General features: G+C 62.8%; 20 protein-coding genes and 1 pseudogene. 17 read left to right on the top strand and 4 right to left on the bottom strand.

Features of this window, described 5'->3' with window-relative positions; all coding sequences use genetic code 11:
- Positions 1 to 96 precede the first annotated feature (96 nt).
- The gene (gene fadD1, locus FFS13_RS08935; RefSeq protein WP_137818756.1) at positions 97 to 1785 is read left to right on the top strand and encodes a long-chain-fatty-acid--CoA ligase FadD1; all 1689 of its coding nucleotides are present in this window, start codon (positions 97 to 99) and stop codon (positions 1783 to 1785) included.
- A 54-nt stretch (positions 1786 to 1839) separates the two neighbouring features.
- Here fadD1 and FFS13_RS08930 read toward each other — a convergent pair whose 3' ends face one another.
- Positions 1840 to 2709 (bottom strand): LysR substrate-binding domain-containing protein, encoded by an 870-nt coding sequence (locus FFS13_RS08930; protein WP_137818755.1) that lies wholly within the window; start codon positions 2707 to 2709, stop codon positions 1840 to 1842.
- A gap of 134 nt (positions 2710 to 2843) precedes the next feature.
- Here FFS13_RS08930 and FFS13_RS08925 point away from each other — a divergent pair, with 134 nt between their 5' ends.
- From FFS13_RS08925 to FFS13_RS08875, 10 genes and pseudogenes are all read left to right on the top strand, one after another.
- Positions 2844 to 3896 carry an agmatine/peptidylarginine deiminase gene (locus FFS13_RS08925; RefSeq protein ID WP_137818754.1) on the top strand — a complete coding sequence of 351 codons (1053 nt, stop codon included), beginning with the start codon at positions 2844 to 2846 and terminating at the stop codon, positions 3894 to 3896.
- Between the two features lie 4 nt (positions 3897 to 3900).
- A complete protein-coding gene (gene aguB / locus FFS13_RS08920) occupies positions 3901 to 4809 on the top strand; it encodes an N-carbamoylputrescine amidase (protein ID WP_137818753.1) in 909 nt (302 codons plus the stop codon).
- 2 nt (positions 4810 to 4811) lie between these two features.
- The gene (locus FFS13_RS08915; protein ID WP_137818752.1) at positions 4812 to 5915 is read left to right on the top strand and encodes an extracellular solute-binding protein; all 1104 of its coding nucleotides are present in this window, start codon (positions 4812 to 4814) and stop codon (positions 5913 to 5915) included.
- A 48-nt stretch (positions 5916 to 5963) separates the two neighbouring features.
- Positions 5964 to 7088: an agmatine/peptidylarginine deiminase gene (locus FFS13_RS08910; RefSeq protein WP_137818751.1), complete on the top strand. Its 1125-nt coding sequence runs from the start codon at positions 5964 to 5966 to the stop codon at positions 7086 to 7088.
- A gap of 238 nt (positions 7089 to 7326) precedes the next feature.
- On the top strand, positions 7327 to 8787 hold the full coding sequence (locus FFS13_RS08905; protein ID WP_137818750.1) for an OprD family porin: 1461 nt from the start codon (positions 7327 to 7329) through the stop codon (positions 8785 to 8787).
- A gap of 132 nt (positions 8788 to 8919) precedes the next feature.
- Positions 8920 to 9426 (top strand): annotated as a pseudogene (locus FFS13_RS20060) (amidohydrolase family protein); the annotation flags it as partial.
- Between the two features lie 40 nt (positions 9427 to 9466).
- Positions 9467 to 10585, top strand: a complete 1119-nt coding sequence (locus FFS13_RS08895; RefSeq protein ID WP_137818748.1) for an amidohydrolase — start codon at positions 9467 to 9469, stop codon at positions 10583 to 10585.
- A gap of 149 nt (positions 10586 to 10734) precedes the next feature.
- On the top strand, positions 10735 to 14646 hold the full coding sequence (gene hrpA / locus FFS13_RS08890; protein WP_137818747.1) for an ATP-dependent RNA helicase HrpA: 3912 nt from the start codon (positions 10735 to 10737) through the stop codon (positions 14644 to 14646).
- 708 nt (positions 14647 to 15354) lie between these two features.
- Positions 15355 to 15606: a hypothetical protein gene (locus FFS13_RS08880; protein WP_137818745.1), complete on the top strand. Its 252-nt coding sequence runs from the start codon at positions 15355 to 15357 to the stop codon at positions 15604 to 15606.
- Complete coding sequence (locus FFS13_RS08875; RefSeq protein WP_137818744.1) at positions 15603 to 15905, top strand: cell division protein ZapA; 303 nt, start codon at positions 15603 to 15605, stop codon at positions 15903 to 15905. The genes FFS13_RS08880 and FFS13_RS08875 overlap by 4 nt, the downstream gene beginning before the upstream one ends.
- 99 nt (positions 15906 to 16004) lie before the next feature.
- Here the strand turns inward: FFS13_RS08875 and FFS13_RS08870 are convergent, their stop codons facing one another.
- Entirely contained in the window at positions 16005 to 16796 is a 792-nt protein-coding gene (locus FFS13_RS08870) for a gamma-glutamyl-gamma-aminobutyrate hydrolase family protein (RefSeq protein WP_137818743.1), read from the bottom strand.
- A 651-nt stretch (positions 16797 to 17447) separates the two neighbouring features.
- Between FFS13_RS08870 and FFS13_RS08865 the strand changes: the two genes are divergently transcribed.
- Genes FFS13_RS08865 through FFS13_RS08855 form a run of 3 tightly spaced genes read left to right on the top strand, consistent with a single transcriptional unit; the run spans position 17448 to position 19404 of the window.
- Entirely contained in the window at positions 17448 to 18569 is a 1122-nt protein-coding gene (locus FFS13_RS08865) for a beta-ketoacyl-ACP synthase III (RefSeq protein WP_137818742.1), read from the top strand.
- Positions 18569 to 19180 carry an RNA polymerase sigma factor gene (locus FFS13_RS08860; protein ID WP_137818741.1) on the top strand — a complete coding sequence of 204 codons (612 nt, stop codon included), beginning with the start codon at positions 18569 to 18571 and terminating at the stop codon, positions 19178 to 19180. Before FFS13_RS08865 ends, FFS13_RS08860 begins: the two co-directional genes overlap by 1 nt.
- Positions 19174 to 19404 carry an anti-sigma factor gene (locus tag FFS13_RS08855; protein ID WP_137818740.1) on the top strand — a complete coding sequence of 77 codons (231 nt, stop codon included), beginning with the start codon at positions 19174 to 19176 and terminating at the stop codon, positions 19402 to 19404. The genes FFS13_RS08860 and FFS13_RS08855 overlap by 7 nt, the downstream gene beginning before the upstream one ends.
- Positions 19405 to 19501: 97 nt before the next feature.
- Here FFS13_RS08855 and FFS13_RS08850 read toward each other — a convergent pair whose 3' ends face one another.
- A complete protein-coding gene (locus FFS13_RS08850) occupies positions 19502 to 20161 on the bottom strand; it encodes a YceH family protein (protein WP_137818739.1) in 660 nt (219 codons plus the stop codon).
- Between the two features lie 85 nt (positions 20162 to 20246).
- The gene (locus FFS13_RS08845) at positions 20247 to 20945 is read right to left on the bottom strand and encodes a pirin family protein (RefSeq protein ID WP_137818738.1); all 699 of its coding nucleotides are present in this window, start codon (positions 20943 to 20945) and stop codon (positions 20247 to 20249) included.
- A 138-nt stretch (positions 20946 to 21083) separates the two neighbouring features.
- Here FFS13_RS08845 and FFS13_RS08840 point away from each other — a divergent pair, with 138 nt between their 5' ends.
- The 3 genes from FFS13_RS08840 (at position 21084) to FFS13_RS08830 (ending at position 24059) form a co-directional block, all read left to right on the top strand.
- Positions 21084 to 21404, top strand: coding sequence for a hypothetical protein (locus FFS13_RS08840; RefSeq protein WP_137818737.1), 321 nt, complete (start codon positions 21084 to 21086; stop codon positions 21402 to 21404).
- Positions 21405 to 21502: 98 nt separating this feature from the next.
- Positions 21503 to 22846 carry an OprO/OprP family phosphate-selective porin gene (locus FFS13_RS08835; RefSeq protein ID WP_137818736.1) on the top strand — a complete coding sequence of 448 codons (1344 nt, stop codon included), beginning with the start codon at positions 21503 to 21505 and terminating at the stop codon, positions 22844 to 22846.
- 88 nt (positions 22847 to 22934) lie between these two features.
- On the top strand, positions 22935 to 24059 hold the full coding sequence (locus FFS13_RS08830; RefSeq protein ID WP_137818735.1) for a GNAT family N-acetyltransferase: 1125 nt from the start codon (positions 22935 to 22937) through the stop codon (positions 24057 to 24059).
- The last annotated feature ends 7 nt before the right edge of the window (positions 24060 to 24066 follow it).

Below are 24066 nucleotides of genomic sequence, written 5' to 3'. Positions count from 1 at the left end.
GCTTTTTGGCCTGCCAGCCGGCAAAAAGCGGATAAAACACAATAAACAACCGCCATTGCGCGGTGAAGATTAGCTGTTGCTTAGGAGTGGGCTTCCATGACCGAAAACTTCTGGAAGGATAAGTACCCTGTTGGGGTTGCTGCCGAAATCAATCCCGATCAGTACCCGAATATTCAGGCGGTACTGAAACAGTCTTGCGAACGCTTCGCCAACAAGCTGGCCTTCAGCAACATGGGCAAGTCGCTCACCTATGGTGAGTTGTATGAACTGTCCGGAGCCTTTGCGGCTTACCTGCAGCAGCACACCGACCTGCAACCGGGCGACCGTATCGCCGTGCAGCTGCCGAACCTGTTGCAATACCCGATTGCCGTATTCGGTGCCCTGCGCGCCGGGCTGATCGTGGTCAACACCAACCCGCTGTACACCGCGCGGGAGATGGAACACCAGTTCAACGATTCCGGCGCCAAGGCGCTGGTGTGCCTGGCGAACATGGCGCACCTGGCCGAAGCCGTGCTGCCGAAAACCGGGATCAGGCGCGTCATCATCACCGAAGTCGGTGACCTGCTGCCGCCGCTCAAGCGCCTGCTGGTCAACAGCGTGGTCAAGTACGTGAAGAAGATGGTGCCGGCTTTCAATCTGCCGAGCGCCGTCAAATTCAATCAGGTCTTGGCCAAGGGCCGCGGCCAGCCGGTCAAGGAAGCCAACCCGAGCAGCGGCGAGATCGCCGTGCTGCAATACACCGGCGGCACCACCGGGGTGGCCAAGGGCGCCATGCTGACCCACCGCAACCTGGTGGCCAACATGCTGCAATCCAAGGCGCTGATGGGCGTCAACCTGAATGACGGTTGCGAGATCCTGGTCACCCCGCTGCCGCTCTACCATATCTATGCCTTCACCTTCCATTGCATGGCGATGATGCTGATCGGCGGCCACAACCTCCTGATCACCAACCCGCGCGACCTGCCGGCCATGATCAAGGAGCTGTCGCGGTGGAAGTTCAGCGGTTTCGTCGGCTTGAATACCCTGTTCGTCGCCCTGTGCAATAACGAGGCGTTCCGCAAGCTGGACTTCTCCGCGCTGAAGGCCACCCTCTCCGGCGGCATGGCGCTGCAACTGGCCACCGCCGAGCGCTGGAAGGAAGTCACCGGCTGCGCCATCTGCGAAGGTTACGGCATGACCGAGACCAGCCCGGTGGTGTCGGTGAACCCGCTGCAGAACATCCAGATCGGCACCATCGGTATTCCGGTGCCGTCGACCCAGTGCAAGGTCATCGACGATGCCGGCAACGATCTGCCCATGGGCGAGCGTGGCGAGCTGTGTGTCAAAGGCCCGCAGGTGATGAAGGGCTACTGGCAGCGCCAGGACGCCACCGACGAGATCCTCGACGCCGCTGGCTGGCTGAAGACCGGCGACATCGCCGTGATTCAGGACGACGGCTACATGCGCATCGTCGACCGCAAGAAGGACATGATTCTGGTGTCCGGCTTCAACGTCTACCCGAACGAGCTGGAAGACGTACTGGTGACCCTGCCGGGCGTGCTGCAGTGCGCGGCCATCGGGATGCCGGACGAGAAATCCGGCGAGGCGATCAAGCTCTTCGTGGTCGCCAAGCCCGGCGCTACGCTGACCAAGGAGCAGGTGATGGAGCACATGCGCGCCAACGTCACCGGCTACAAGGTGCCGCGCACCGTGGAGTTCCGCGAGAGCCTGCCGACCACCAACGTCGGCAAGATCCTGCGACGCGAACTGCGTGACGAAGAGCTGAAGAAGCTCGGCAAGAAATAAGCTCGAATCCGCCTCCGCGCTGACGACGAAAACGCCACCTCCGGGTGGCGTTTTTCATGTGGCGGTTTTCTCCTCCAGACGGGCCTGCAGCCAGTCGCAGAAACTGCGGGTCAGCGGGCTGTTTTCGCTGTCCCGATGAATCAGCCAGGCCCAGTTCGGGCCGCGGATGCTGCGCTCATTCAGCGGCTGCAACAGGCCGCCGGCGCGGGCCTGCTGGCTCAGCAACTGGCTGACCAGGCCGATGCCGAGTCCGGCGCAGACGGCATCCAGCAGTAGGCCGGGGTCGGAGAAGTTCAGCCCGTGGCTGTGCTGGCCGACATCGATGCCGGCTTCCACCGCCCAGTGACTCCAGTCCATTTCCCGCTCGCCGTGCAGGGTGGTGCGCTGCTCGTCGGGTACCGCCAGCAGGCTGGGATGGCAGGCCGGGTAGAGGCGGTCGGCGTGCAGCACCTTGAAGCTGCATTCGGCCTGTGCGCTGAGGTCATCCCGCACGGCCAGGTCGATGGTCTGGCTGGCCATGTCCGGGGCTTCGTCGGTGCTGAACAGCCAGAGATCGACCTCCGGATGCTGGCGGCGGAAATCCCCCAGGCGCGGCAGCAGCCAGTGGCGGGCGAAGGCCGGGGTGGTGTTGAGTACCAGCTGATTGGGCTTGTGGTACTGCTCCAGGCGGCGAATGCCCACCGCCAACTGCTGCAGCAGCGCCTGGGTGGTGCTGAGCAGATCGAAGCCGGCATCGGTCAGGCTGACGCTGCGTCCGCTGCGATAGAACAGCGGTTGTTCGAGGTAGGCCTCGAGGCTGCGGATCTGCTGGCTGATGGCCGACTGGGTGAGGTGCAGCTCAGTTGCGGCCTTGTGAAAACTGCCGAGGCGGGCGGCGGCTTCGAAGCCGCGCAGGGCGTTCAGGGGCGGCCAGTGTTTGAGCATATCGATAAGCTCCGCTAATCATTTGTCGGCAAAATCTATCGTTTGTTGCGCCATTTTTACAGGCTTAGCATGCATGCCATCACCGCATTCGCGGTTTTCAGTGATAACAATGACTTAACTGAAAGGCACTTGTCATGCAGCAGAACGAAGTACAGCAGAGCGGTTGGTTGATGCCAGCCGAATGGGCCAAGCACGCCGCGACCTGGATGGTCTGGCCGCACAATCAGCCGCTCTGGGAGTCCGGTTGGGGGGTGAAGCTGCCGCAGGTCCAGGAGGATTTCGCCCGCGTCGCCAATGCCATCGCCCGCTTCGAACCGGTGAAGATGGTCGTCGATCCTTCCGCCCTGGCCCGTGCCCGGGAGCTCTGCGGGCCGAATATCGAGCTGCTCGAGCTGGCGGTCAACGACAGCTGGTGCCGCGACTCCGGGCCGAGCTTCGTCTGCCACCCGCAGCTGGGGCTGGCCGGGGTCAGCTGGCGCTTCAATGCCTGGGGCGGCAAGTCGGCCCATGAGCTGGACGAGAGCCTGGCCCGGCGGGTGCTCAATGGCCTCGGCCTGGAGTGCTTCGGCACGCCGCTGAGCAACGAAGGCGGCGCTATCCACGTGGATGGCGACGGCACCCTGATCACCACCGAGTCGGTGTTGCTCAACCCCAACCGCAACCCGGGCATGAACAAGGCGGAGATGGAGGAAATCTTCAGCCGTCTGCTGGGCGTCAAGAAGACCATCTGGCTGCCGGGCGACCCGGACCATGTCACTGGCGACATGACCGATGGCCACGTCGATGGCGTCTGCGCCTTCGCCCGCCCCGGCGCGCTGCTGGTGGATGCCACCCATGACCAGGCCTCGGTCTATGCCGAGGTGGTGCGCGAGAACCGTCGCGCCCTGGAGCTGGCCAGCGATGCCCGTGGCCGCCAGTTCGAGCTGCTGGAGCTGTACGAGGCCAGCGATGCGGTGGACACCGAGGCCGAGGTGTTCTGCGCCTCCTACACCAATTTCTACATCGCCAACGGTGCCGTCATCATGCCGGCCTATGGCATCGCCGCCGACCAGGAAGCCGCCGAGGTACTGCGCCTGGCCTTCCCGGGGCGCGAGATAGTGCCGGTGCAGATCAACCACCTGGCCCACGGCGGCGGTGGCGTGCATTGCATCACCCAACAACAGCCGGCCTGGCCGCTGAAGGGGTGAGGTCATGAGCATGCTGACTATCGCCACCACTCAGATGCCCTGCAGCTGGGACCTGAAGAAGAACCTCGACCAGGCCGAGCAGCTGGTGCGCGAGGCCGCAGCCCAGGGCGCCCAGGTGATACTGCTGCAGGAGCTGTTCGCCACCCCGTACTTCTGCATCGAGCAGAACCACAAGCACCTGGCGCTGGCCGAGGAATACGGCCAGAGCGCCGTGCTCAAGCGCTTCGCCGCGCTGGCCAAGGAGTTGAGCGTGGTGCTGCCGCTGAGCTGGTACGAGAAGGCCGGCAACGCCTACTTCAACTCGCTGAGCATGGCCGATGCCGATGGCCGTCTGCTCGGGGTGTACCGCAAGACCCACATCCCCAACGCCATCGGCTACCAGGAGAAGGAATACTTCAGCCCCGGCGATACCGGCTTCCGCGTCTGGGATACCGCCTATGGTCGCCTCGGGGTGGGCATCTGCTGGGACCAGTGGTTCCCGGAAACCGCCCGCTGCCTGGCGCTGATGGGCGCCGAGGTGCTGCTGTTCCCCACCGCCATCGGCTCCGAGCCGGGCGCCGCGGCGCTGGATTCGCGCGAGCACTGGCAGATGACCATGCGCGGCCATGCCGCCGCCAACATCCTGCCGGTGGTCGCCGCCAACCGTGTCGGCCGCGAGGTGGCGAGCACCGACCCGGCCTTGCAGATGAGCTTCTACGGCTCGTCCTTTATCAGCAATCACAAGGGCAAGCTGCTGGCCGAGGCCGACCGCGACAGCGCCGGCGTGCTGGTGCAGAGCCTGGATCTGGCGGCCATGCGCGAGGAACGCCTGACCTGGGGCATCTACCGCGATCGCCGGCCGGAAATGTACGGGCCGCTGCTGGGACTCGATGGCCGCCAACCCAATGCACGTTGGAACACCCAAGGAGCATGACCATGAAAGCTAACCCTAAGCTGTTGCTCTGTTCGCTGGGCCTGGCGCTCGGCTGTGCCCTGCCGTCCGCGCAGGCCGAGGAAAAGACCCTGAAGCTGTTCAACTGGGCGGACTACTTTGCCGAGGACACCCTCACCAAGTTCACCGCCGAAACCGGGATCAAGGTGATCTACGACACCATGGACAGCAGCGAGGTGCTGGAGGCCAAGCTGATGGCCGGTAACAGCGGTTACGACCTGATCTTCCCGGGCGACACCGTGGCCGAGCGCCTGATGCGTGCCGGCAGCCTGCAGAAACTAGACAAGTCCAAGCTCACCGCGCTGGCCGACATCGAGCCGGGCTTGCAGCGGCTGCAAACGCATTATCCCTACTCGCGCCACGCCACAGTGCCCTACACCTGGGGCTCCATCGGCCTGACCCACAACGCCGAGATGATCGCCAAGCGGCTGCCGGATGCCCCGGTGAACAGCCTGGACCTGCTGTTCAAGCCGGAGCTGGCGGCGAAGTTCGCCGACTGCGGCATCTCCATGATCGACTCGCCGGACGAGGTGCTGGCCGTGGCGCTCAACTACCTGGGGCGCGAGCCGCGCAGCGCCAAGGCGGAAGATCTGCAGGCCGCCACCGAGCTGCTGCTGGCGATCAAGCCCTACATCCGCAAGTTCCAGTCGCAGCCGGTGACCGACCTGGTCAATGGCAACCTGTGCCTGTCGCTCGGCTACAGCGGCGATGTCACCCAGGCGCAACGCGCTGCGGATGCGGCCGGCAAGCAGGTCGACTTCCAATACCGCATCCCGCGCGAAGGCACCACGGTGTGGATGGACACCATGGCGATTCCGGTTGATGCCCAGCATCCGGAATACGCCTACGCCTTCATCAATTTCGTCATGCGCCCGGAGAACATGGCGGCCATCAGCAACTTCACCGGCTACCCGACCTCCAGTGCCAAGGCGCGCCCCATGGTCGATGCCGACATGCGCAACAACCCGGACATCTACCTGGATGAGGCCACCTACGAGCGGCTGATCCCGGGCAAGGACATCCCGCAGCGCGACATGCGCGCGCGCATGCGTATCTGGACCAAGTTCAAGACCGCCAGCGCGCAGTGACGCGGGCGGCAACCAGACAAAAACAACAAAGCAGAGCGAGAAGAATCCATGTCTACGCGTCGTGACTTTATCAAGCAGCTTTCCGCCGTGGCCGGTCTCGGCGCGGTGGCCAGTATGGGCCTGGGGTTGAATGCCCCGCGGGCACGGGCAGCCCTCAGTGGCAGCTGGTACATGCCGGATGAGAACGCCCAGCAGGAGCGCATCTTCCTGTCTTTTGGCGCCTCGGCAGCGGTCTGGGAGGATTGGGCCACCCCGGTGAATAACTGCGTTGCCCTGCTGGCCAAGACCATCGCCAAGTACCAGCCGGTCACAGTGCTGTGCCGCGCCAACCAGCTGGCGCTGGCCAAGAGCAAATGTGGCACCACTAACATCAAGTTCCTGACCATGCCGCTGGACGACATCTGGATGCGCGACTATGGCGGCTGCTTCGTGGTCGACGATCAGGGCGGGCGTGGCCTGGTGGACTTCAACTTCAACGGCTGGGGCAACAAGCAGGCGCATGCCAGCGACACCCAGGTCGCCGATGCGCTCAGCTATGAGACCTATGCCACCTATATCGCCAGCCAGCTGACCGGCGAGGGCGGCGGCATCGAGGTGGATGGCCACGGCACCGCGATCATGACCGAGAGCTGCTGGGTCAACGACAACCGCAATCCGGGCATGAGCAAGGCGCAGATCGAGGCGGAACTCAAGGCCAATCTGGGCCTGCGCAAGATCATCTGGCTGCCGGGCATCAAGGGCAAGGACATCACCGATGCCCATGTCGACTTCTATGCGCGCTTCGCCAGCAAGGGCGTGGTGGTGGCCAACCTGGACAACGACCCCAAGTCCTACGACTACGCGGTGACCCGCATCCACCTGGAGATCCTCAAGAACGCTACCGATGCCGACGGCACCAAACTGCAGGTGCACACCCTGCCGCCACCCTTGAAGCTGCGCAGCAACGTCTACACCCAGAACAACCCGGACTTCGCCCCGGGCTATATCAACTACCTGCCGATCAATGGTGCGGTGATAGTGCCGCAGTTCGGCGACACCGCCGCCGACAAGTTCGCCAAAGACTTGCTGATCAAACTGTATCCAGGCCGCGTGGTGGTGCAGGTGAATATCGACCCGATCGCCGCCGGCGGTGGCGGTATCCACTGCGTGACCAAGAACATGCCGCTGGTTTGACTGCCCAGGCGGCCAGCCCGCACAGCTTTCATCATTGTGCGGGCGAACCCATGGCGAGCCGCTGTCGCGGCGATGCAATAGCCCATATCCCGATTGAGCGAGATAAACATCTGTGTTCGCGCCTTCGTCGCCGACAAGCCTTGCCTTGCCTTGCCTGGGCTCCCCGCGCGCCTCGGCGCTGACCAACGGCTGGCGGGTAGACAGTCTTCTAAAAATAAAAAACCAAGGAGTAGTTTCAATGCAAATCAAGATGTGCGGCGCGCTGGCGCTGGCCATTGCGGCAGCAAGCAGCCAACTGGCTTACGCCGCTGATGAAAGCTCGAAAGTTGGTTCCGAAGGCCCAGCGCTCGAGCAGCTGGCGCAAGGCATGCAGGGTTCCACCCAGGGCCAATCCAAAGGTTTTATCGAAGACAGCACGCTCACCTTGCTGAGTCGTAACGTCGCCTTCTACCGTAACTTCAAAAATAACAATAACGCGGCCGCAAATGGTGGCGTCGATACAAGCCAAAACTACGCCAACGAGTGGGGCCAGGCTGAAATGCTCAGCTTCACCTCCGGCTTTACCCAAGGCACCCTTGGCTTTGGCATTGACGCCTTTGCCAATGGCGCCGTGCGCCTCACTGGCGGCGCAGGCACTGGTGGCAGCAACGTGTTGCCGGGCAGTGGCAGCCATTGCGATGCCATCACCGGCAGCTGCCAAGGCCAGGACGCCTACGGTCTGGCTGGCGGCGCAGTCAAAGTACGGGTTTCGGAAACCGAACTGAAAGCCGGCAACCTGCAACCGAACAGCCCGGTATTCGGTTACAGCGACCTGTATCTGATGCCGCAACATTTCACCGGCGCCATGCTCAGCAGTAACGAAATCGTAGGTTTGGCGCTGCAAGGCGGTCACTTCACCTCGGGCAATGCCGAAAACAGCAGCAATCAAGATGGCAATCTGGGCACCACTTACGGCCAGACTAAGTTTAATCGCGCCGACTATATTGGCGGCGACTACAGCTTCAGCGACACCCTGTCGGGCGGCCTGCATGCGTCCAATTATGAGGATGTGTGGCAACAGTACTACGCCGACCTGTATCACAGCTGGGCGCTGGGTGAAGAAACCGCGCTGAATACCAGCATCGCCTACTACAAAACCGACGATGCCGGGGATGCCAAAGCCGGCAAGATCAACACCGATGCCTACAGCATGGCCTTGGCCTTGGTCACCGGCGCGCACAGCTTCACCTTCGCCCACCAGCGCATCAATGGCAGCACGCCCTTCGACTATCTGGGGGTAGAGACCGGTGCGGGTAAGTTCAATCCGGCGGGCTCGATCTGGCTGGCCAACTCCTCACAGTTTGCCGACTTCAACGCTCCAGGCGAGAAGTCCTACAAACTGCAATATGACCTCGACGCCAGCAGCTTTGGTGTTCCTGGCCTGAGCTTTATGACCCGCTACGTCAAAGGCACCGGAGCAGACGGCAGCCATGCCGATGCGGCGGGCGCTTACGGTTTCTATAACGATCTGCAAGACGGCGAAGAATGGGAACGCGATATCCAGGTCGCCTATGTCGTGCAAGACGGCCCGGCCAAGGATCTGTCGGTGACCCTGCGCCAAGCCACCTATCGTGGCAATAGCGCCATGAACAGCACCAACTCCGGCGCTGACAACGACGAGATTCGCATCATCACCTCGTACCCGCTGGATATTCTGTAACCCTGTACTGACCTGCAAGGCAGCGAGTGGCTCACCCCCGGGGCGACGACCTTTGTACGTCGACCCTGGTGTTGGGTGTGAACAAATCTCGGCCTGCTGGGCTGGTCTTGATGTTTTTTATGAGGTGTTTTCATGCGCATTTCTTTGCCGATTAGCGGATTGCTGATGCTCGCCAGTTCCGGCCTGTGGGCTGCAGAACCGGCCGCCCAGCTGTTGCACAACGGCCATATCTACACCGTCAATTCCAAACAGCCCTGGGCCAGCGCGCTGGCCATAGACGCGAACGGCAAGATCCTCGCGGTAGGGGATGAGGATGAGCTGGCGGAGTATGTCGACGAAGAAACCGAGCAGGTCGACCTCGAGGGGCGCCTGGTCCTGCCCGGCTTCCAGGATACCCACGCCCATGTGCTGGACGCCTCCTCGGAAGCCCAGGGCGACTGCAAGCTGGACTCCGCGGAAGGGGTGCAGCAGTGGCTGCAGGAGATAAAAGCCTGCAACAGCAAGGATGACGGCGAGTGGCTGCTGGGCTGGGGCTTCGCCCTGCACAGCCTGCTGGAGGATAAAAAGACCCCGCGAGAACTATTGGACGCCATCATCCCCGAGCGTCCGGTGGCGATGATGGAGGAAACCTCACACTCCTACTGGCTCAACTCCAAGGCACTGGAACTGGCGGGCATCGATGCCGATACTCCCGACCGCGGCTGGCGGCGTGATCCTGCGCAGCGAGGACGGCGAGCCGACCGGCCTGGTGCTGGACAACGCCGGCGACCTGGCGCTGGACAAGGCCTTGCCGCCGTCCAAGGCGCTCGAAGAGGTGTATTACCAGGCGGTGCTGGCCGGCCAGGACGAACTGGCGCAGAACGGCATCACCTCGGTGGCCGATGCCCGGGTGTTCTGGCGTCGCGGCTATCTCGACGCCTGGCAGAAGGCCGCGCGTAACGACGAGCTGAAGGCGCGCACCTCGCTGGGTCTGTGGGCCTACCCGACGCTGGATGACGACGAGCAGCTGGCCGAGCTCAAGGCCATGTATCAGCCTGGTGATGACGACAGCCTGCTGCGCGTCACCCAGATCAAGTTCTATGTCGACGGCATCACTCACAACACCACAGCGCGGCTGCAAAAACCCTATAACCAAAGCTTGCCCGGCGTCGATCCTAAAGGCCTGTACTACTTCACACCGCGGCGCCTCGAACGCTACACCCGCGAGCTAAGCAAGGCCGGTTTTGACATGCATATCCATGCCATCGGCGACCAAGCCGTCAGCGATGCCCTGGATGCCATCGGGGCCACCGGCGGTAAGGGCCGCCATCGCATCACTCATGTCGAGTTGGTCGATAACGACGATATTCCGCGCTTTCGTGAGTTGAACGTCATTGCCGACTTCCAGCCGAGTCCGTATTTCGCCCCGTCCTTCCTCAAGGACAACGTGCCGATGATCGGCCAGCGCGCCTACCAGATGCTGCCGCTGCGTGAGCTGTATGAGTCCGGTGCGCGCGTCACCCTGAGTTCCGACTGGGACGTCAACCCGCTGTCGCCCCTGGGCATCATGCAGAACGCCCTGAGTCTGGGTAAGCGCAGCCTGCCGAACCTGGAAGCGGCGGTGCAGGCCTACACCCTGGACGCCGCCTATACCCTGCGCCAAGAGGATGAAACCGGCTCACTGGAGGTCGGCAAGCAGGCCGATCTGGTGGTGCTGGACCAGAACATCTTCGAGCTGCCGGTCCAGCAGATCGGCCAAGCCAAGGTACTCTGGACCCTGCTCGGCGGCGAGGAGGTCTACCGCGACGCGGCCTTCTGAGGCGCTGTGCGGGCGCACTCCAGCTCTGGTAGCGCGCACTCGCCCGCCGGGCAGGGCGCCAGTGGGTTGGCAGGGGGGCAACGGTTTGGCCGCCTATCGGCGAAATCTGCGACAATCGCGCCCTTCATGAAACCGTCCACGGCTGCCTGATGACCGACCCGATTCCCGCCTTCGACTCCCTGCTGAAAAACCTCGAGCAGACCCTACTGGCCGATCGGCATCGCCTGCGTCGCCAGTTGCACGAACTGCGCAAGCAGCCGGACGAAGCCAGGCAGGCGCAATGGCTGGAGCGCTTCCAGCAGTCCTGCGCCAAGGTCGAGGCGCGCCGGCTGAGCGTGCCGGCGATCCGCTACGACGACGCCTTGCCGATTGCCGCCAAGCGCGACGAGATCAAGGCGGCCATCGAAAAGCATCAAGTGGTGGTGATCGCCGGTGAAACCGGCTCGGGCAAAACCACCCAGTTGCCGAAGATCTGCCTGGAGCTCGGCCGTGGTCGGCACGGCCTGATTGGCCACACCCAGCCGCGCCGCATCGCCGCGCGCAGTGTGGCCACGCGGGTCGCCGAGGAGTTGGCGACGCCGCTGGGCGCCTTGGTCGGTTATCAGGTGCGTTTCGAGGATCAGAGTGACGCCAACACCCTGATCAAGTTGATGACCGACGGCATCCTGCTGGCGGAAACCCAGCACGACCGCTACCTGGAAAAGTACGACACCATCATCGTCGACGAAGCCCACGAACGCAGCCTGAACATCGACTTCCTCCTCGGCTACCTGAAAACCCTGCTGCCGCGTCGCCCCGATCTGAAAGTCATCATCACCTCGGCGACCATCGACCTGGCGCGCTTCTCCCAGCACTTCAACGCTGCGCCTATCGTCGAAGTCTCCGGGCGCACCTTCCCGGTCGACACCTGGTATCGCCCGCTGACGGCCGAGCAGGACGAGGAGGGTAATAGGCTCGAAGATGATTTGTCGGTCGATCAGGCGCTCCTCGCGACCCTGGATGAACTGGCGGCGTTGGAACGCAGTGAAGGCAAGCGCCCCGGCGATGTGCTGGTGTTCCTGCCCGGCGAGCGGGAGATCCGCGACGCGGCGGAGATGCTGCGTAAGGCTCAGCTCAAGCACACCGAAATTCTGCCGCTCTATGCGCGCCTGTCGCCGGCCGAGCAGCAGCGGATTTTCCAATCGCATCCGGGCCGTCGCGTGGTGCTGGCCACCAACGTCGCCGAGACCTCGCTGACCGTGCCGGGCATTCGCTACGTGATCGACAGCGGCACCGCGCGGATCAGCCGCTACAGCTACCGCGCCAAGGTCCAGCGCCTGCCGATCGAGGCGGTGTCCCAGGCCAGCGCCAATCAACGCAAGGGTCGTTGCGGGCGGGTCGAGCCAGGGCTCTGCGTGCGCCTGTACAGCGAAGAGGATTTCAACGGCCGCCCGGCCTTCACCGACCCGGAGATCCTGCGCACCAACCTGGCGGCGGTGATCCTGCAGATGCTCCATCTGCGCCTGGGCGAGATCGATGCCTTTCCCTTTATCGAGCCGCCGGATGGCAAGGCCATCAGCGACGGCTTCAACCTGCTGCAGGAGCTGTCGGCGGTCAATCGCGAAGGCCAGTTGACGCCATTGGGTCGCCAACTGGCGCGCCTGCCGGTGGACCCGCGCCTGGGCCGGATGCTGCTGGAGGCGGCCAAGCAAGGCAGCCTGCAAGAGGTGCTGGTGGTCGCCAGTGCGCTCTCGGTGCAAGACCCGCGCGAGCGGCCACCGGAACGTCAGCAGGCCGCCGATCAGGCCCACGCGCAGTGGAAAGACGCGGACTCCGACTTCGCCGGGCTGGTCAATCTCTGGCGCGGTTTCGAAGAGCAACGCCTGGCGCTGGGCTCCAGCGCGCTGCGCAGCTGGTGCCGGAAGAACTTCCTGAACTATCTGCGGTTGCGCGAGTGGCGCGACTCCCATCGGCAGTTGAGCCTGATCTGCCGCGACTTGCAGCTGAGCCTGAACCAAGAGCCGGCGGACTTCCCCAGGCTGCATAAGGCGGTGCTGTCGGGCTTGCTCAGCCAGATCGGGCAGAAAACCGAAGACGGCGATTACCTCGGCGCGCGCCAGCGGCGGTTCTGGGTTCACCCCTCATCCGGCCTGGGCAAGAAACGCCCGCAATGGCTGATGGCCGGCGAGCTGGTGGAAACCACCAAGCTGTTTGCCCGCCAGGTGGCGAAGATCGAGCCGGACTGGATCGAACCCCTGGCCAGCCACCTGATCAAGAAGAATCACTTCGAACCCCATTGGGAGAAGAAGCGTGGGCAGGTCGTCGCCTACGAGCAGATCACCCTCTACGGCCTGATTGTGGTCGGGCGCCGCCCGGTGCATTACGGGCCGATCGACCCGCTGGTGTCGCGCGAGCTGTTTATTCGCGAAGGCCTGGTGCGCGGCGAGATTCAATCCCGCGCCAAGTGCCTGAGCGCCAATAAAGAGCTGCTGGAGCTGCTCGACGAGCTGGAGGCCAAGGCCCGCCGGCGCGATATCCTGGCCGACGAGGAAACCCTGTTCGCCTTCTATGAGGCGCGCCTGCCGGCCGAGATCCACCAGGCCGCGACCTTCGAGAGCTGGTACAAGATCGAGAGCGCGAAGAACCCGCTACTGTTGATCATGCGCGAGGAAGATGTGCTGGCGCGGGACGCCAGCGAAGTCACCGCCGCGCACTACCCGGACAAGCTGCGCCTGGGCGAGCTGGAACTGCCCTTGACCTACCACTTCGAACCCAATCACCCACGCGATGGCGTGACCCTGCGGGTGCCGGCGCCCTTGTTGCCGCAATTACCAGCAGAGCGTCTGCAGTGGTTGGTGCCGGGCCTGCTGGAAGCCAAGTGCATCGCCCTGGTACGCAACCTGCCAAAAGCCGTGCGCAAGAACTTCGTGCCGGTGCCGGACTTCGTCAAGGCCGCGCTGCAACGCATCGGCTTCGCCGAAGGCTCGTTGCCGGAAGCACTCGGCCGCGAGCTGCTACGGATGACTGGGGTGCGCGTCGGCGAGGAGGCCTGGCGTGATGCCGCTCTGCAGTTGGACAGCCACCTACGGATCAATCTGGAAGTGGTCGATGCCCAGGGCAAGTTCCTCGGTGAAGGCCGCGACCTGGCCGAGCTGACGGCCCGTTTCGCCGAGGCCAGCCAGGCGGCCTTGGCGGTGCAGCGCACCGAGAAAGAACAGCGGCCGGTGGAGGCCAAGCGGTTCGCCGCGGTGGCCGAGAAAACCCAACAGAAGATCGCCGGGCTGTCGATGACGGTGTATCCGGCGCTGGTGGAAGAGGGCGGCACGGTCAAGGAGGGGCGCTTCCCGACCCAGGCCGAGGCCGAGTACCAGCATCGCCGGGCCTTGCAGCGCTTGTTGCTGCAACAGCTGGCCGAACCGGCCAAGTTCCTCCGTGGCAAGTTGCCGGGGCTGACCGACCTGGGCCTGCTGCACCGCGAGTTGGGCCGGGTCGAGGCGCTGGTGGAAGACATCCTGCTGGCGAGCCTGGACAGCTGCGTGCTGGAGGGCGAAAGCAACTTGCCGCGCGATGGCGTCGGGCTGCTGGCCCTGGCCGAGCAGAAGCGCGGCGCCTGGACCGAGCATGCCGAGCGCCTGGCGCGCCTGACCCTAGAGATTCTCAAGCTCTGGCACGCCTTGCAGAAACGCTTCAAAGGCAAGATCGACCTGGCCCAGGCGGTGGCGCTCAACGATATCAAGCAGCAGTTGGCCAACCTGGTCTATCCGGGTTTCGTCCGTGAAACCCCGGCGGAGTGGCTGAAGGAGTTGCCGCGCTACCTGAAAGCCATCGAGCAGCGCTTCGACAAACTTTCCGCGCAGCTGCAGAAAGACCGGGTCTGGAGCGGCGAGCTGAACGCCTGCTGGGCCCAGTACCAGGCGCGCGCGGCCAAGCATGCGCAGGAAGGCAAGCGCGATCCGCAGCTGGTGCTCTATCGCTGGATGCTGGAGGAATATCGCGTGTCGCTGTTTGCCCAGCAACTGGGCACCAAGCTGCCGGTGTCGGATAAGCGTGTGAGCAAACAATGGAGTTTGGTGGAGGCCTGACGTTTAGTGACAAGGCTGCGTAGGGCGCTACTCGCCGAAGGTAGTACGCCAATGATCGCGAACCGCCGCCGTCTGCTTTTGTAGGAGCGGCTTCAGCCGCGAAGCGATAGTGCAGCTAACGCTTGATAGCGCACTCGAACGCCGCATCTGCGTCGCCTCATCGCTATGGTTTCGCCCTTACGGCGGGTTACTTCTGGCAGTCGCGTAGGGTGGGTTAGGCCGCAGGCCGTAACCCACCAGCTGCGTACAAACGCCGCACTTTCGCTGGCCTTACGATCTTGTTCCGCCTTTACGGCGGGTCACTTCTGGCAGTCGCCCCAGAAGTAACCAAGAGGGCTTGCCCCGCCATCCGGCCCTGCGCTGCGCGCCGGGTTCCCTCACTCCATCGCCGCTCCGAGGGCCCGCCGCGAAGGGCCATCCCTGGCCCATCGCAGCTTGCGCGGCATCCATGCCGCTCAACCCTCTACACAACGATTACGTTTGGCCTGCTGAAAGGGGCGCTGCCCCGGCCCAAGCTGAACCACTGTTCTGCAGGGCGTTTTTCGGCCAAATGTTCAGCTTTATTGCCCCGCTCAGGCCTTCGGGCGCGTTTGTGGGCGAATTCGCGGCATTAACAGACGTGCGGTGCCCATCGGGCGGTCAGATGTCTGGCTTCTGCGGGGGCTTTTCTCTATTGTGGCGGCCCGCTAAAAAGCCTGGGTAATCAATATGTTGGAAAAGTCGTTAAGTCAGTTGGAGCAGCTGGTCGGTGAGCTGGTGCTGGCCAATCAGGCGCTGTTGAGTGCCAACGTGCAGTTGAGTGCCGAGCTGGCTCAGGTCAAGGATGAGAATGAAAGCCTGCAGTTGAGCGCGCTGGAGCAGGATGACCTGCAAAGCGCGACGCTGGTGCGCATTCAGGCGCTGGTTGAGCTGGCCACGGCTGGCGGCAGCAAGGTTGAGCCGAGCCCGGCCAACGCATGAGTGGCGAGGGCGAAACGCTGACGGTCGTTTCGATTCTGGGCCGTGACTACAGCATCAAGGCGCCTGCCGGGCAGGCGCCGGCCTTGCTGGCCTCGGCGCAGTTGCTCAAGGGCCTGTTGGCCGAGACCAAGGCCAAGTCCCCGGCGCTGCTGGGCGACAAGTTGTTGGTGATGACGGCGCTGCAGCTGTGCGCCCAGCACCTCGAGCTGCAACAGCAGCATCAGCGCGACATCCAGGGGCTCGAGGCGCACGTCGGCGCGCGCCTGGCGGATATTGTCAGCTTGATCCGCCAGACCTGACAGGCGCCAGCCCGGTCCGCGGTTTACAGCGTCTTAGTTCAGGGGCCGGCGCAGGCCGCCTCAAGGGCGAGGCCGGCGCCGGTCGTAGCCAGGGCTGGCTTAGCGGCTGTGCTGCTCGGCGCGGTTACGGCAGGCCTCGCCGAAGGCCTGGAACAGGCGCACGGAGTGGGGGTTTTGCGCGGCCAGCCACTCCGGGTGCCACTGCACGCCGAGGGTGAATTGCGGCAGTTCCGGTAGGTGGATGGCTTCTACCAGCCCGTCCTCGGCGTGTGCCAGCGCCTGCAGGCCCTTGCCCAGGGTCTTGATGCCCTGGCCGTGCAGCGAGTTGACTGGAATTTCATCCTGCTGCATCAGTTCGGCGAACCAGGTGTTGGGTACCAGGCGCACCGGGTGTATGTCGGCGTACTGCTCGGCCACCGGGGTCGTGGTGTCTTCGCGGTGGTCGTTGAGGCCGGGGGTCTCGTACAGCTTCTGATGCATGTCACCACCGAGCGCGACGTTCAGTTCCTGCATGCCGCGGCAGATGCCGAAGAGGGGCAGGCCCATGTCCAGTGCGGCGCGGATCAGCGGCAGGTCGAACAGGTCGCGGTCCTGGTCCTGGGCCTTATCGGGCGTCAGGTTCTCCTGGCCGTAGAGAGCCGGGTCGATGTTGCTGCCGGCACCGGTGAGGTAGATGCCATCGACCATGGACAGGTATTGCTGGAGGTCTTCGGTACCGAAGCAGGTGGGTGCCAGCAGGGGCACGCAGCCAGAGATCTCGACCAGGGGGCTCATGTATTTCTTGGTCATCACCTGATAGTCATGACCTTTGCGCTCCTGGGCGCCCATGGTCATAAGGACGACGGGTTTACGTTTTGCGTTCTGGGTGTTGCCAGTGTTGTTGTTGGACATATGTCACCTTGGGGCAGGCCGGCGCCTGCCATTACTGTGCAGGAAGGGCCGGTGTCGCCTCGGCGCCTCCTGTTTGTTGCGGGTTCTGCCTGCCGCCGCGGTGCGACGGATGGAACCGCTGGCGTGTGGGCGTTTCCGCTGCCACGCGCAGGGCGTGGACAGGCGCTTGAACCTGCTCACGAGGGCTCCCAGGCAGTTGTAACCCTGGAGGCAGTCTGCCAAAGCCGTAAAATATGTCAAACAAATCAGGTGGTTTTGTTAAGAATATTCGACCAAAAGCTGTCCGAGACGGATTTACTTATTCGATCAACATTATGATTTATAAGACATTTATGAGTATTTTATCGATCAATAAGTCAAATATTTTTTACGCGCTGAGTGGCCGTGAATAGTTGGGGCGCGTAGGGGCTTTGGTTTGCCTGGGTGCATAGACCGAACACAGAGGCGACAGGTGTGCGCAGACAGGGTTGTCACTTTCAGCCTTCAGGCTACCTTGCAGTACTGCTCATTTCGTTATGCGGTACGACTGTTCAGCCAAAGCGGCTGGCGATAATGCCCTGACGAACGTCGGGCTGGAAGTCTGGGGGTTTTTCCCTGTTTTCGGGCACAATAGCCGCCATTCCGATCAATAAGCTTGCAAGAGGAACGACCGTGTATAACGTCGTCATCAGCGGTACCGGCCTGTATACCCCGGCAAACAGCATCTCTAACGATGAGCTGGTGGAATCCTTCAATACCTATGTGCGGCAATTCAACGCCGACAACGCGGCGGCCATCGAACGTGGCGAAGTTCAGGCGCTGACCGAGTCCAGCGCTGCCTTTATCGAAAAGGCCTCGGGCATCAAGAGCCGCTTCGTGATGGACAAGGCCGGCATCCTCGATCCGCAGCGCATGGCGCCACGGATTCCAGAACGTTCCAACGACGAGTGGGGCGTCCTCTGCCAGATGGCGGTCGGCGCGGCGGAAGAGGCGCTGGCGCGTGCCGGCAAAACCGCGGCGGATGTCGATGGGGTGATAGTCGCCTGCTCGAACCTGCAACGCGCTTACCCGGCGGTGGCCATCGAAGTCCAGGCCGCGTTGGGTATTCAGGGTTTTGCTTACGACATGAACGTGGCCTGTTCATCCGCCACTTTCGGTATCCAGGCGGCGAGCAACAGCGTGCAGCTCGGCCAGGCCCGCGCGGTGCTGGTGGTCAGCCCGGAGATCTGCACCGGCCACCTGAACTTCCGTGACCGCGACAGCCATTTCATCTTCGGCGATGCGGCCACCGCCGTGCTGCTCGAGCGCGCCGAGCTGGCCAGCTCCAAGCACCAGTTCGATGTGGTCAGTACCAAGCTGTTGACCCAGTTCTCCAACAACATCCGCAACAACTTCGGCTTCCTCAACCGCGCCGGGGAAGAGGGCATAGGGGCGCCGGACAAACTCTTCGTGCAGGAAGGTCGCAAGGTGTTCCGCGACGTCTGCCCTATGGTCGCCGAGCTGGTGGGTACGCACCTGCGCGAGAACCACATCAATGTCTCCGACATCAAACGCTTCTGGCTGCACCAGGCCAACCTCAGCATGAACCTGCTGATCACCAAGAAGCTGCTTGGCCGTGACGCGCAGGCGCATGAGGCGCCGGTGATTCTCGATAGCTACGCCAACACCAGTTCGGCCGGCTCGGTCATCGCTTTGCACAAGCACCAGGATGACTTGCCGAGCGGTGCGTTGGGGGTGCTCAGCTCCTTCGGCGCCGGTTATTCCATTGGCAGCGTGATCCTGCGTAAACACTGATGAGCCCGCCGCTCGACAGCGATCTGCTGCCGCGCCTGTTGGCCGGCGAGCAGCAGGCGTTCCGTGAGCTGGTCGCGGCCTACCAGGGCGCCATGCGGGCGGTGGCCTATGCCATAGTCGGCAGCCGCAACGCCGATGAGGTGGTGCAGGACGCCTGGCTCGCCGTAGTCCGTAGCCTGGACGGCTTTCAGGGCCGCTCCAGCCTGAAGACCTGGCTGCTGACCATCACCGCCAATACCGCCAAGAGCCGGCTCAAGCAGAATCGCCGTGAGCTGTTGCTGGATGATCTGCCGGCACCGCACGGCACCATCGATGACTCGCGGTTTGCCGAGGATGGCCATTGGCTGGCGGCGCCTTTTGCCTGGCACCACGACTCGCCGGAAGCCTTGCTGACCGAAGACGAGCTGCGCGAATGCCTGGAAAAAACCTTGAGCAGCCTCTCCGAGTTGCAAGGCAGCGTCTTGCTGCTGCGCGAGCGCCAGGGCCTTGAGTTGGAAGAGATCTGTAATCTTCTGGAGATTTCGCTCTCCAATGTCCGGGTACTGCTGCACCGCGCACGGCTGAAGGTGTTCGCCACCCTGGAACATTTCGAGGAGACAGGCCAGTGTTGAGTTGTAAGGAATTGGTGGCAAACTCCAGCGATTATCTCGACGCTCAGTTGAGCCTTCGCGAGCGGATAGCGGTGCGCACCCATCTGACGATCTGCTGGAAATGCCGGCGCTTTATCCGCCAGATGCGCCTGACCCAAGCGGTGCTGCGCAAGCTGCCGGATACCGCGATTCCCGAACTGGAAGCGTTGGCGACGCGTTTAGCCGAGCAGCGCAAGGCGTTCTGAGCCCGCAATGGTTTTCGGGTCGTCTTGCTACTCGAGATAAGCCCGTCATCGAGTAGCTTCGCGGCCATGGGCCGCTCCTACAAAAGCGGGGCTTGGCCTACTCCAGCCTGGCCAGGCGCTCTTCCAAGGCGGCCACGCGGGCTTCCAGTTCTTCCAGGCGGGAGTCGGATGGCTCGGATGGCGTGGCGCTTTCGGCTTTGTCGACGTGGACGTGTCTTGTCGCCAGGGCGATCGCGAGATCCGCCGGGTCGCCCAGCAGGTGCATGTAGCGATCCTCGCGCTGGCCCGACTGGCGTGGCAGTTGGCCGGCCAGGCCGCGCGTCTGCAAACGCTCAAGCTGGTGTTGCACCTGTTCGGCGTCCTCGAAATCGTGCATGCGATTACTGCGGCTGAGCAACTCGTTGAGGGTTTGCGGGCCACGCAAGAGCAGCAAGCCAATCAGTATCACTTGGGCAGGGACCAACTCCAGGGCTTTATCGGCCCGCTGTTCCCAGCGATCGGCGCGGCTGCCCATGACCAGCCGTGCCAGGCCGCGGGCTTCCAGGCTGCGCAGGCTCTGCCCGACTTGCCCGGGGCTGAGGTTCATCACCGGTTCGCGGCTGGTTTTCTGGTTACAGGCGAGGACCAGCGCGTTGAGGGTCAGCGGATAGGTTTCCGGCGTGGTGGCCTGTTTCTCGATCAAGCAGCCGAGGATACGGGCTTCGACAGCGTTTAGCGGCTCTGCGCTGGGCGGTGTATCTGACGGTTCGTGGGTCATGGCGGCACCGGTAGGTTGAGAAAGATCACTAGCCTAGCTTGAGTGCCGCCGCGTTGACATGGCCTGTGCATCTGCTGCCCGCCGCTTAGGCCACATCCACCAGGATGATTTCGCTGTCTTCGATGGCGCTGAAGTACAACACCTCCTCATGGCTGACGGCGACGCCATCACGGGCCTTGGCCTCTACCCCGTTGACGCTGATCACCCCGCTGGCGGCCACCAGGTAAGCCTTGCGCTGGTCGCCCAGGCGATACTCGGCGTGCTGGCCGGCCTTCAGCGTTGCCGCGCTCAAGCGTGCATCGGCGCGGATATGCAAGGCTTCGCTAGCGGCTTTGTCACCACTGGCCAGCGTGACGAAGGCGCCAGCGCGCTCGCCTTTCGGGAAGGGTTTGGCGCCCCAGGACGGCGCTGCATTGAACTCGGTCGGCTGAATCCAGATCTGGAAGATCTTGGTGGTTTCCGACTCCAGGTTGTATTCGCTATGGGCGATCCCGCTGCCGGCACTCATCACCTGCACATCGCCGGCTTCGGTACGCCCCTGGTTGCCGAGATTGTCCTGATGGGTAATGGCGCCCTCGCGGACATAGGTGATGATCTCCATATCCCGGTGCGGATGACGGGGAAAGCCCGAATTGGGGGCGATTTCATCGTCGTTCCAGACCCGCAGTTGGCCCCAGTTCATTCGCTTGGGGTCGTGATACTCGGCGAACGAGAAGTGGTGACGGGCGTTGAGCCAGCCGTGATTAGCGCCACCCAACTGCTCAAAGGGTCGTAATTCGATCATGCTCGGTGTCCTCCGTTGGTATCCAGGTGGCGCTCGTTTGGCCTGCTCGAAACACCGGCTTTCGAGTCTCAGGCGGTGGGAAGCCGCTGGTGATGGCCAGATAATCGATCAATTAATCTATTTAAAAAAGCGGAAAAATTGCGCTATTTTGATCGAATAAATAGATTTAAAAGGGGCAATGATGGAGGCCTTCGCACTGCCAGCGGCGGGCTGACCCGCAGCGGCAAGCTTGTGGTGCGGAATAACGGTATGGGGTTCGCGGTGATCTGTCTGCTGATGTTGCTGGCGCTGTTTTCAGTGGTGCTGGGCACAGTTGGAGACAAAGCTCGGGTGCTTCCGCTGGCCTTTCAGGCGAAGGCAAGGTCGGCGAAAAACGTCTGGGGTGCGCGCTCTAGAGCGGTTTCTCTCTTATTCCTATTCGAAGTAAAAAAGTTCCTTTGTCATAAAACATTTATATAAAAGCAACTGAGCTGAAATAACCCGCCGCCAAGATTCCCCTCCAGCACAAACGAGCCTGCTGCTCGGGTGTTTTTCAAAGACCAATAGGGGAATTTTCGATGATCCGTAAGCACTCATTCTTTGGGATGGGGGCCGGTGTTGCCGCCAGCGCCCTGGCCCTGGCCATTTCCGCCCAGGCTTTCGCCGGTACCGTAACCACTGACGGCGCTGACATCGTTGTCAAAACCAAGGGTGGCCTGGAAGTCGCCACTACTGACAAATCCTTCGGCTTCAAGCTGGGTGGTCGCCTGCAGGCTGACTACGGTCGCTTCGACGGTTTCTATACCCGTAACGGCGACACCGGCGATGCCGCTTATTTCCGCCGCGCCTACCTCGAGCTGTCCGGGATCGCCTACACCAATTGGCTTTACTCCGTGGCCTATGACTTCTCGGAAAACTCTGGCAACGGCAGCGGTGCCCCGGCCAGCGGTAACTTCGACGAGGCCTCCTTCAGCTACATCGGCTTCGCCCCCATTACCCTGCGCGCCGGTCGTTTCGACCCCGATTTCGGCCTGGAAAAGGCCACCAGCTCCAAGTGGGTGACCGCCCTCGAGCGCAGTGCCCCTAACGAGCTGATCGACTGGGCCAACACCCACCAGGACGGCCTGGGTCTGCAAGTGCAGGCGCTGATCAGCAACTACGCCTACGTCTCCACCAGCGTATCGAGCAAGGACGCCAACGACGACGAAGGCGACAGCGTCAAGCAGTTCAACGCCCGCGGCGTATTCGCGCCGATGGCTGAAGCGGGCAAGGTGCTGCACTTCGGGGTCAACTTCGCGCAACGTAACCTGGATGATGTAACAGCTGCCGACGTGCGTTACCGTTCGCGTCTGGGCATGCGTGGTGTCGACACCAACGGCGGCAACGCCAAAGATAACCTAGGTAACCGCGCCGTTTTCGGCGGCACCAACTCCGCTACCCAGTTCTGGGACGACGATACCGCCTGGGGTCTGGAAGCTGCATGGGCCATGGGCCCGCTCTCCCTCCAGGGTGAGTGGATGAAGCGTGAAACCAGCTCGGCTGGTACTCAGTCGGACCTGGAAGGTGATGGCTTCTACGCCCAGGTCGCTTACACCCTCACCGGTGAGGCGCGTGGCTACAAGATGGGCAAGTTCGACGCCATCAAGCCGGCCAACAAGGAAATCGGCGCGTGGGAAGTCTACTACCGCTATGACAGCCTCTCGGTAGACAACGATGTTGCCGTGACCAGCGCCACCAGTACTTTCCTGCGTGAAGCCGAGGACACCGAAGCCAAGGTGCATAACCTGGGTGTCAACTGGTACGCCAACGAAGCAGTCAAAATCAGCGGCATGTACACCAAGGCCAAAACCGACAAGATCACCAACCGTGCTGGCGATGACGACGGTGATGGTTTTGTAGTCCGCGCTCAGTACGTGTTCTAAGTTCAAGTAACCAACGGCTCCGCTCCTTATTTAAGCCCCGCCTTGTGCGGGGCTTTTTTTCGGCTGCGCGACAGGCCAGACTTCGCCCATGTCGAATTTGATCCTGCAGCGCCTTGCCGACCTGGATGCCGCCGCCTGGGACGCCCTGGTACCGAGCGCGCAACCTTTCCTGAGTCACGCTTTTCTCTCTGCGCTGGAAGACAGCGGCAGTGTCGGTGGGCGTACCGGCTGGACCCCATCCCATCGGGTATGGGTCGACGCCCAAGGCCAGTTGCTGGCCGCGCTGCCGGCCTATGTCAAGGCGCACTCCTACGGGGAGTATGTGTTCGACCATGGCTGGGCGGATGCCTGCCAGCGCGCCGGCATCGCCTATTACCCGAAGCTGCTCTGTGGCGTGCCGTTTTCGCCGGTCAGTGGCCCGCGCCTGCTCGGCTATCCCGACGCGGCGGGTCAGTTGCTCGACCAGCTCAGCTCGGGTTTGGCGGTGCAGGGCCTGTCCGGGCTGCATATCAATTTCACCGATGACCTGGCGGATGCGCTGCTGTGCGGCCGTGAGGGTTGGTTGGAGCGGCTCGGCTGTCAGTACCACTGGCGCAACCATGGCTACCGGGATTTTCAGGATTTCCTCGCGGCGTTGGCCTCGCGCAAGCGCAAGCAAATCCGTAAAGAGCGCGAACAGGTGGCGGGGCAGGGCATCGACTTCGACTGGCGGCAGGGTCAGCAACTGAGCGAGGCCGAGTGGGATTTCGTCTACGCCTGTTATGCCAATACCTATGCCATACGCGGGCAGCTGCCTTACCTGACGCGCAGCTTCTTTAGCCTGCTGGCCGAGCGGATGCCGGCGGCGATCCGCGTGGTATTGGCGCGTCAGGGCGCACGCCCGGTGGCGATGGCCTTCAGCTTGCTCGCGGGCGACAGCCTCTACGGGCGCTATTGGGGCTGCCTGGCGGAGTTCGATCGGCTGCATTTCGAGACCTGTTTTTACCAGGGCATGGACTACGCAATCGGCCAGGGCTTGCAACGTTTCGACGCCGGTGCGCAGGGCGAACACAAGCTGATTCGCGGATTCGAACCGGTGCTCACGCGCTCCTGGCATTACCTCACGCACCCTGGGCTGCGCGCGGCGGTGGCGGATTTTCTCGAGCAGGAACGAGCCGGGGTGCGGGCCTACGCCGAGGAGGCGGGCGGCCTGCTCCCCTATCGCCAGGGCTGATCAGGCA

The organism is Pseudomonas sp. 2FG, from assembly GCF_005502935.1.
Taxonomy (GTDB): Bacteria; Pseudomonadota; Gammaproteobacteria; order Pseudomonadales; family Pseudomonadaceae; genus Aquipseudomonas.
This window is presented reverse-complemented; position numbering and strand designations above follow the sequence as displayed.

What these genes read in the sequence shown, in the direction of transcription:
- fadD1 (WP_137818756.1), top strand. Translation starts at nt 97, where the DNA reads ATGACCGAAAACTTCTGGAAGGATAAGTACCCTGTTGGGGTTGCTGCC.
- FFS13_RS08930 (WP_137818755.1), bottom strand. Translation starts at nt 2,709, where the DNA reads ATGCTCAAACACTGGCCGCCCCTGAACGCCCTGCGCGGCTTCGAAGCC.
- FFS13_RS08925 (WP_137818754.1), top strand. Translation starts at nt 2,844, where the DNA reads ATGCAGCAGAACGAAGTACAGCAGAGCGGTTGGTTGATGCCAGCCGAA.
- aguB (WP_137818753.1), top strand. Translation starts at nt 3,901, where the DNA reads ATGAGCATGCTGACTATCGCCACCACTCAGATGCCCTGCAGCTGGGAC.
- FFS13_RS08915 (WP_137818752.1), top strand. Translation starts at nt 4,812, where the DNA reads ATGAAAGCTAACCCTAAGCTGTTGCTCTGTTCGCTGGGCCTGGCGCTC.
- FFS13_RS08910 (WP_137818751.1), top strand. Translation starts at nt 5,964, where the DNA reads ATGTCTACGCGTCGTGACTTTATCAAGCAGCTTTCCGCCGTGGCCGGT.
- FFS13_RS08905 (WP_137818750.1), top strand. Translation starts at nt 7,327, where the DNA reads ATGCAAATCAAGATGTGCGGCGCGCTGGCGCTGGCCATTGCGGCAGCA.
- FFS13_RS08895 (WP_137818748.1), top strand. Translation starts at nt 9,467, where the DNA reads ATGCCGATACTCCCGACCGCGGCTGGCGGCGTGATCCTGCGCAGCGAG.
- hrpA (WP_137818747.1), top strand. Translation starts at nt 10,735, where the DNA reads ATGACCGACCCGATTCCCGCCTTCGACTCCCTGCTGAAAAACCTCGAG.
- FFS13_RS08880 (WP_137818745.1), top strand. Translation starts at nt 15,355, where the DNA reads ATGTTGGAAAAGTCGTTAAGTCAGTTGGAGCAGCTGGTCGGTGAGCTG.
- FFS13_RS08875 (WP_137818744.1), top strand. Translation starts at nt 15,603, where the DNA reads ATGAGTGGCGAGGGCGAAACGCTGACGGTCGTTTCGATTCTGGGCCGT.
- FFS13_RS08870 (WP_137818743.1), bottom strand. Translation starts at nt 16,796, where the DNA reads ATGTCCAACAACAACACTGGCAACACCCAGAACGCAAAACGTAAACCC.
- FFS13_RS08860 (WP_137818741.1), top strand. Translation starts at nt 18,569, where the DNA reads ATGAGCCCGCCGCTCGACAGCGATCTGCTGCCGCGCCTGTTGGCCGGC.
- FFS13_RS08850 (WP_137818739.1), bottom strand. Translation starts at nt 20,161, where the DNA reads ATGACCCACGAACCGTCAGATACACCGCCCAGCGCAGAGCCGCTAAAC.
- FFS13_RS08845 (WP_137818738.1), bottom strand. Translation starts at nt 20,945, where the DNA reads ATGATCGAATTACGACCCTTTGAGCAGTTGGGTGGCGCTAATCACGGC.
- FFS13_RS08835 (WP_137818736.1), top strand. Translation starts at nt 21,503, where the DNA reads ATGATCCGTAAGCACTCATTCTTTGGGATGGGGGCCGGTGTTGCCGCC.
- FFS13_RS08830 (WP_137818735.1), top strand. Translation starts at nt 22,935, where the DNA reads ATGTCGAATTTGATCCTGCAGCGCCTTGCCGACCTGGATGCCGCCGCC.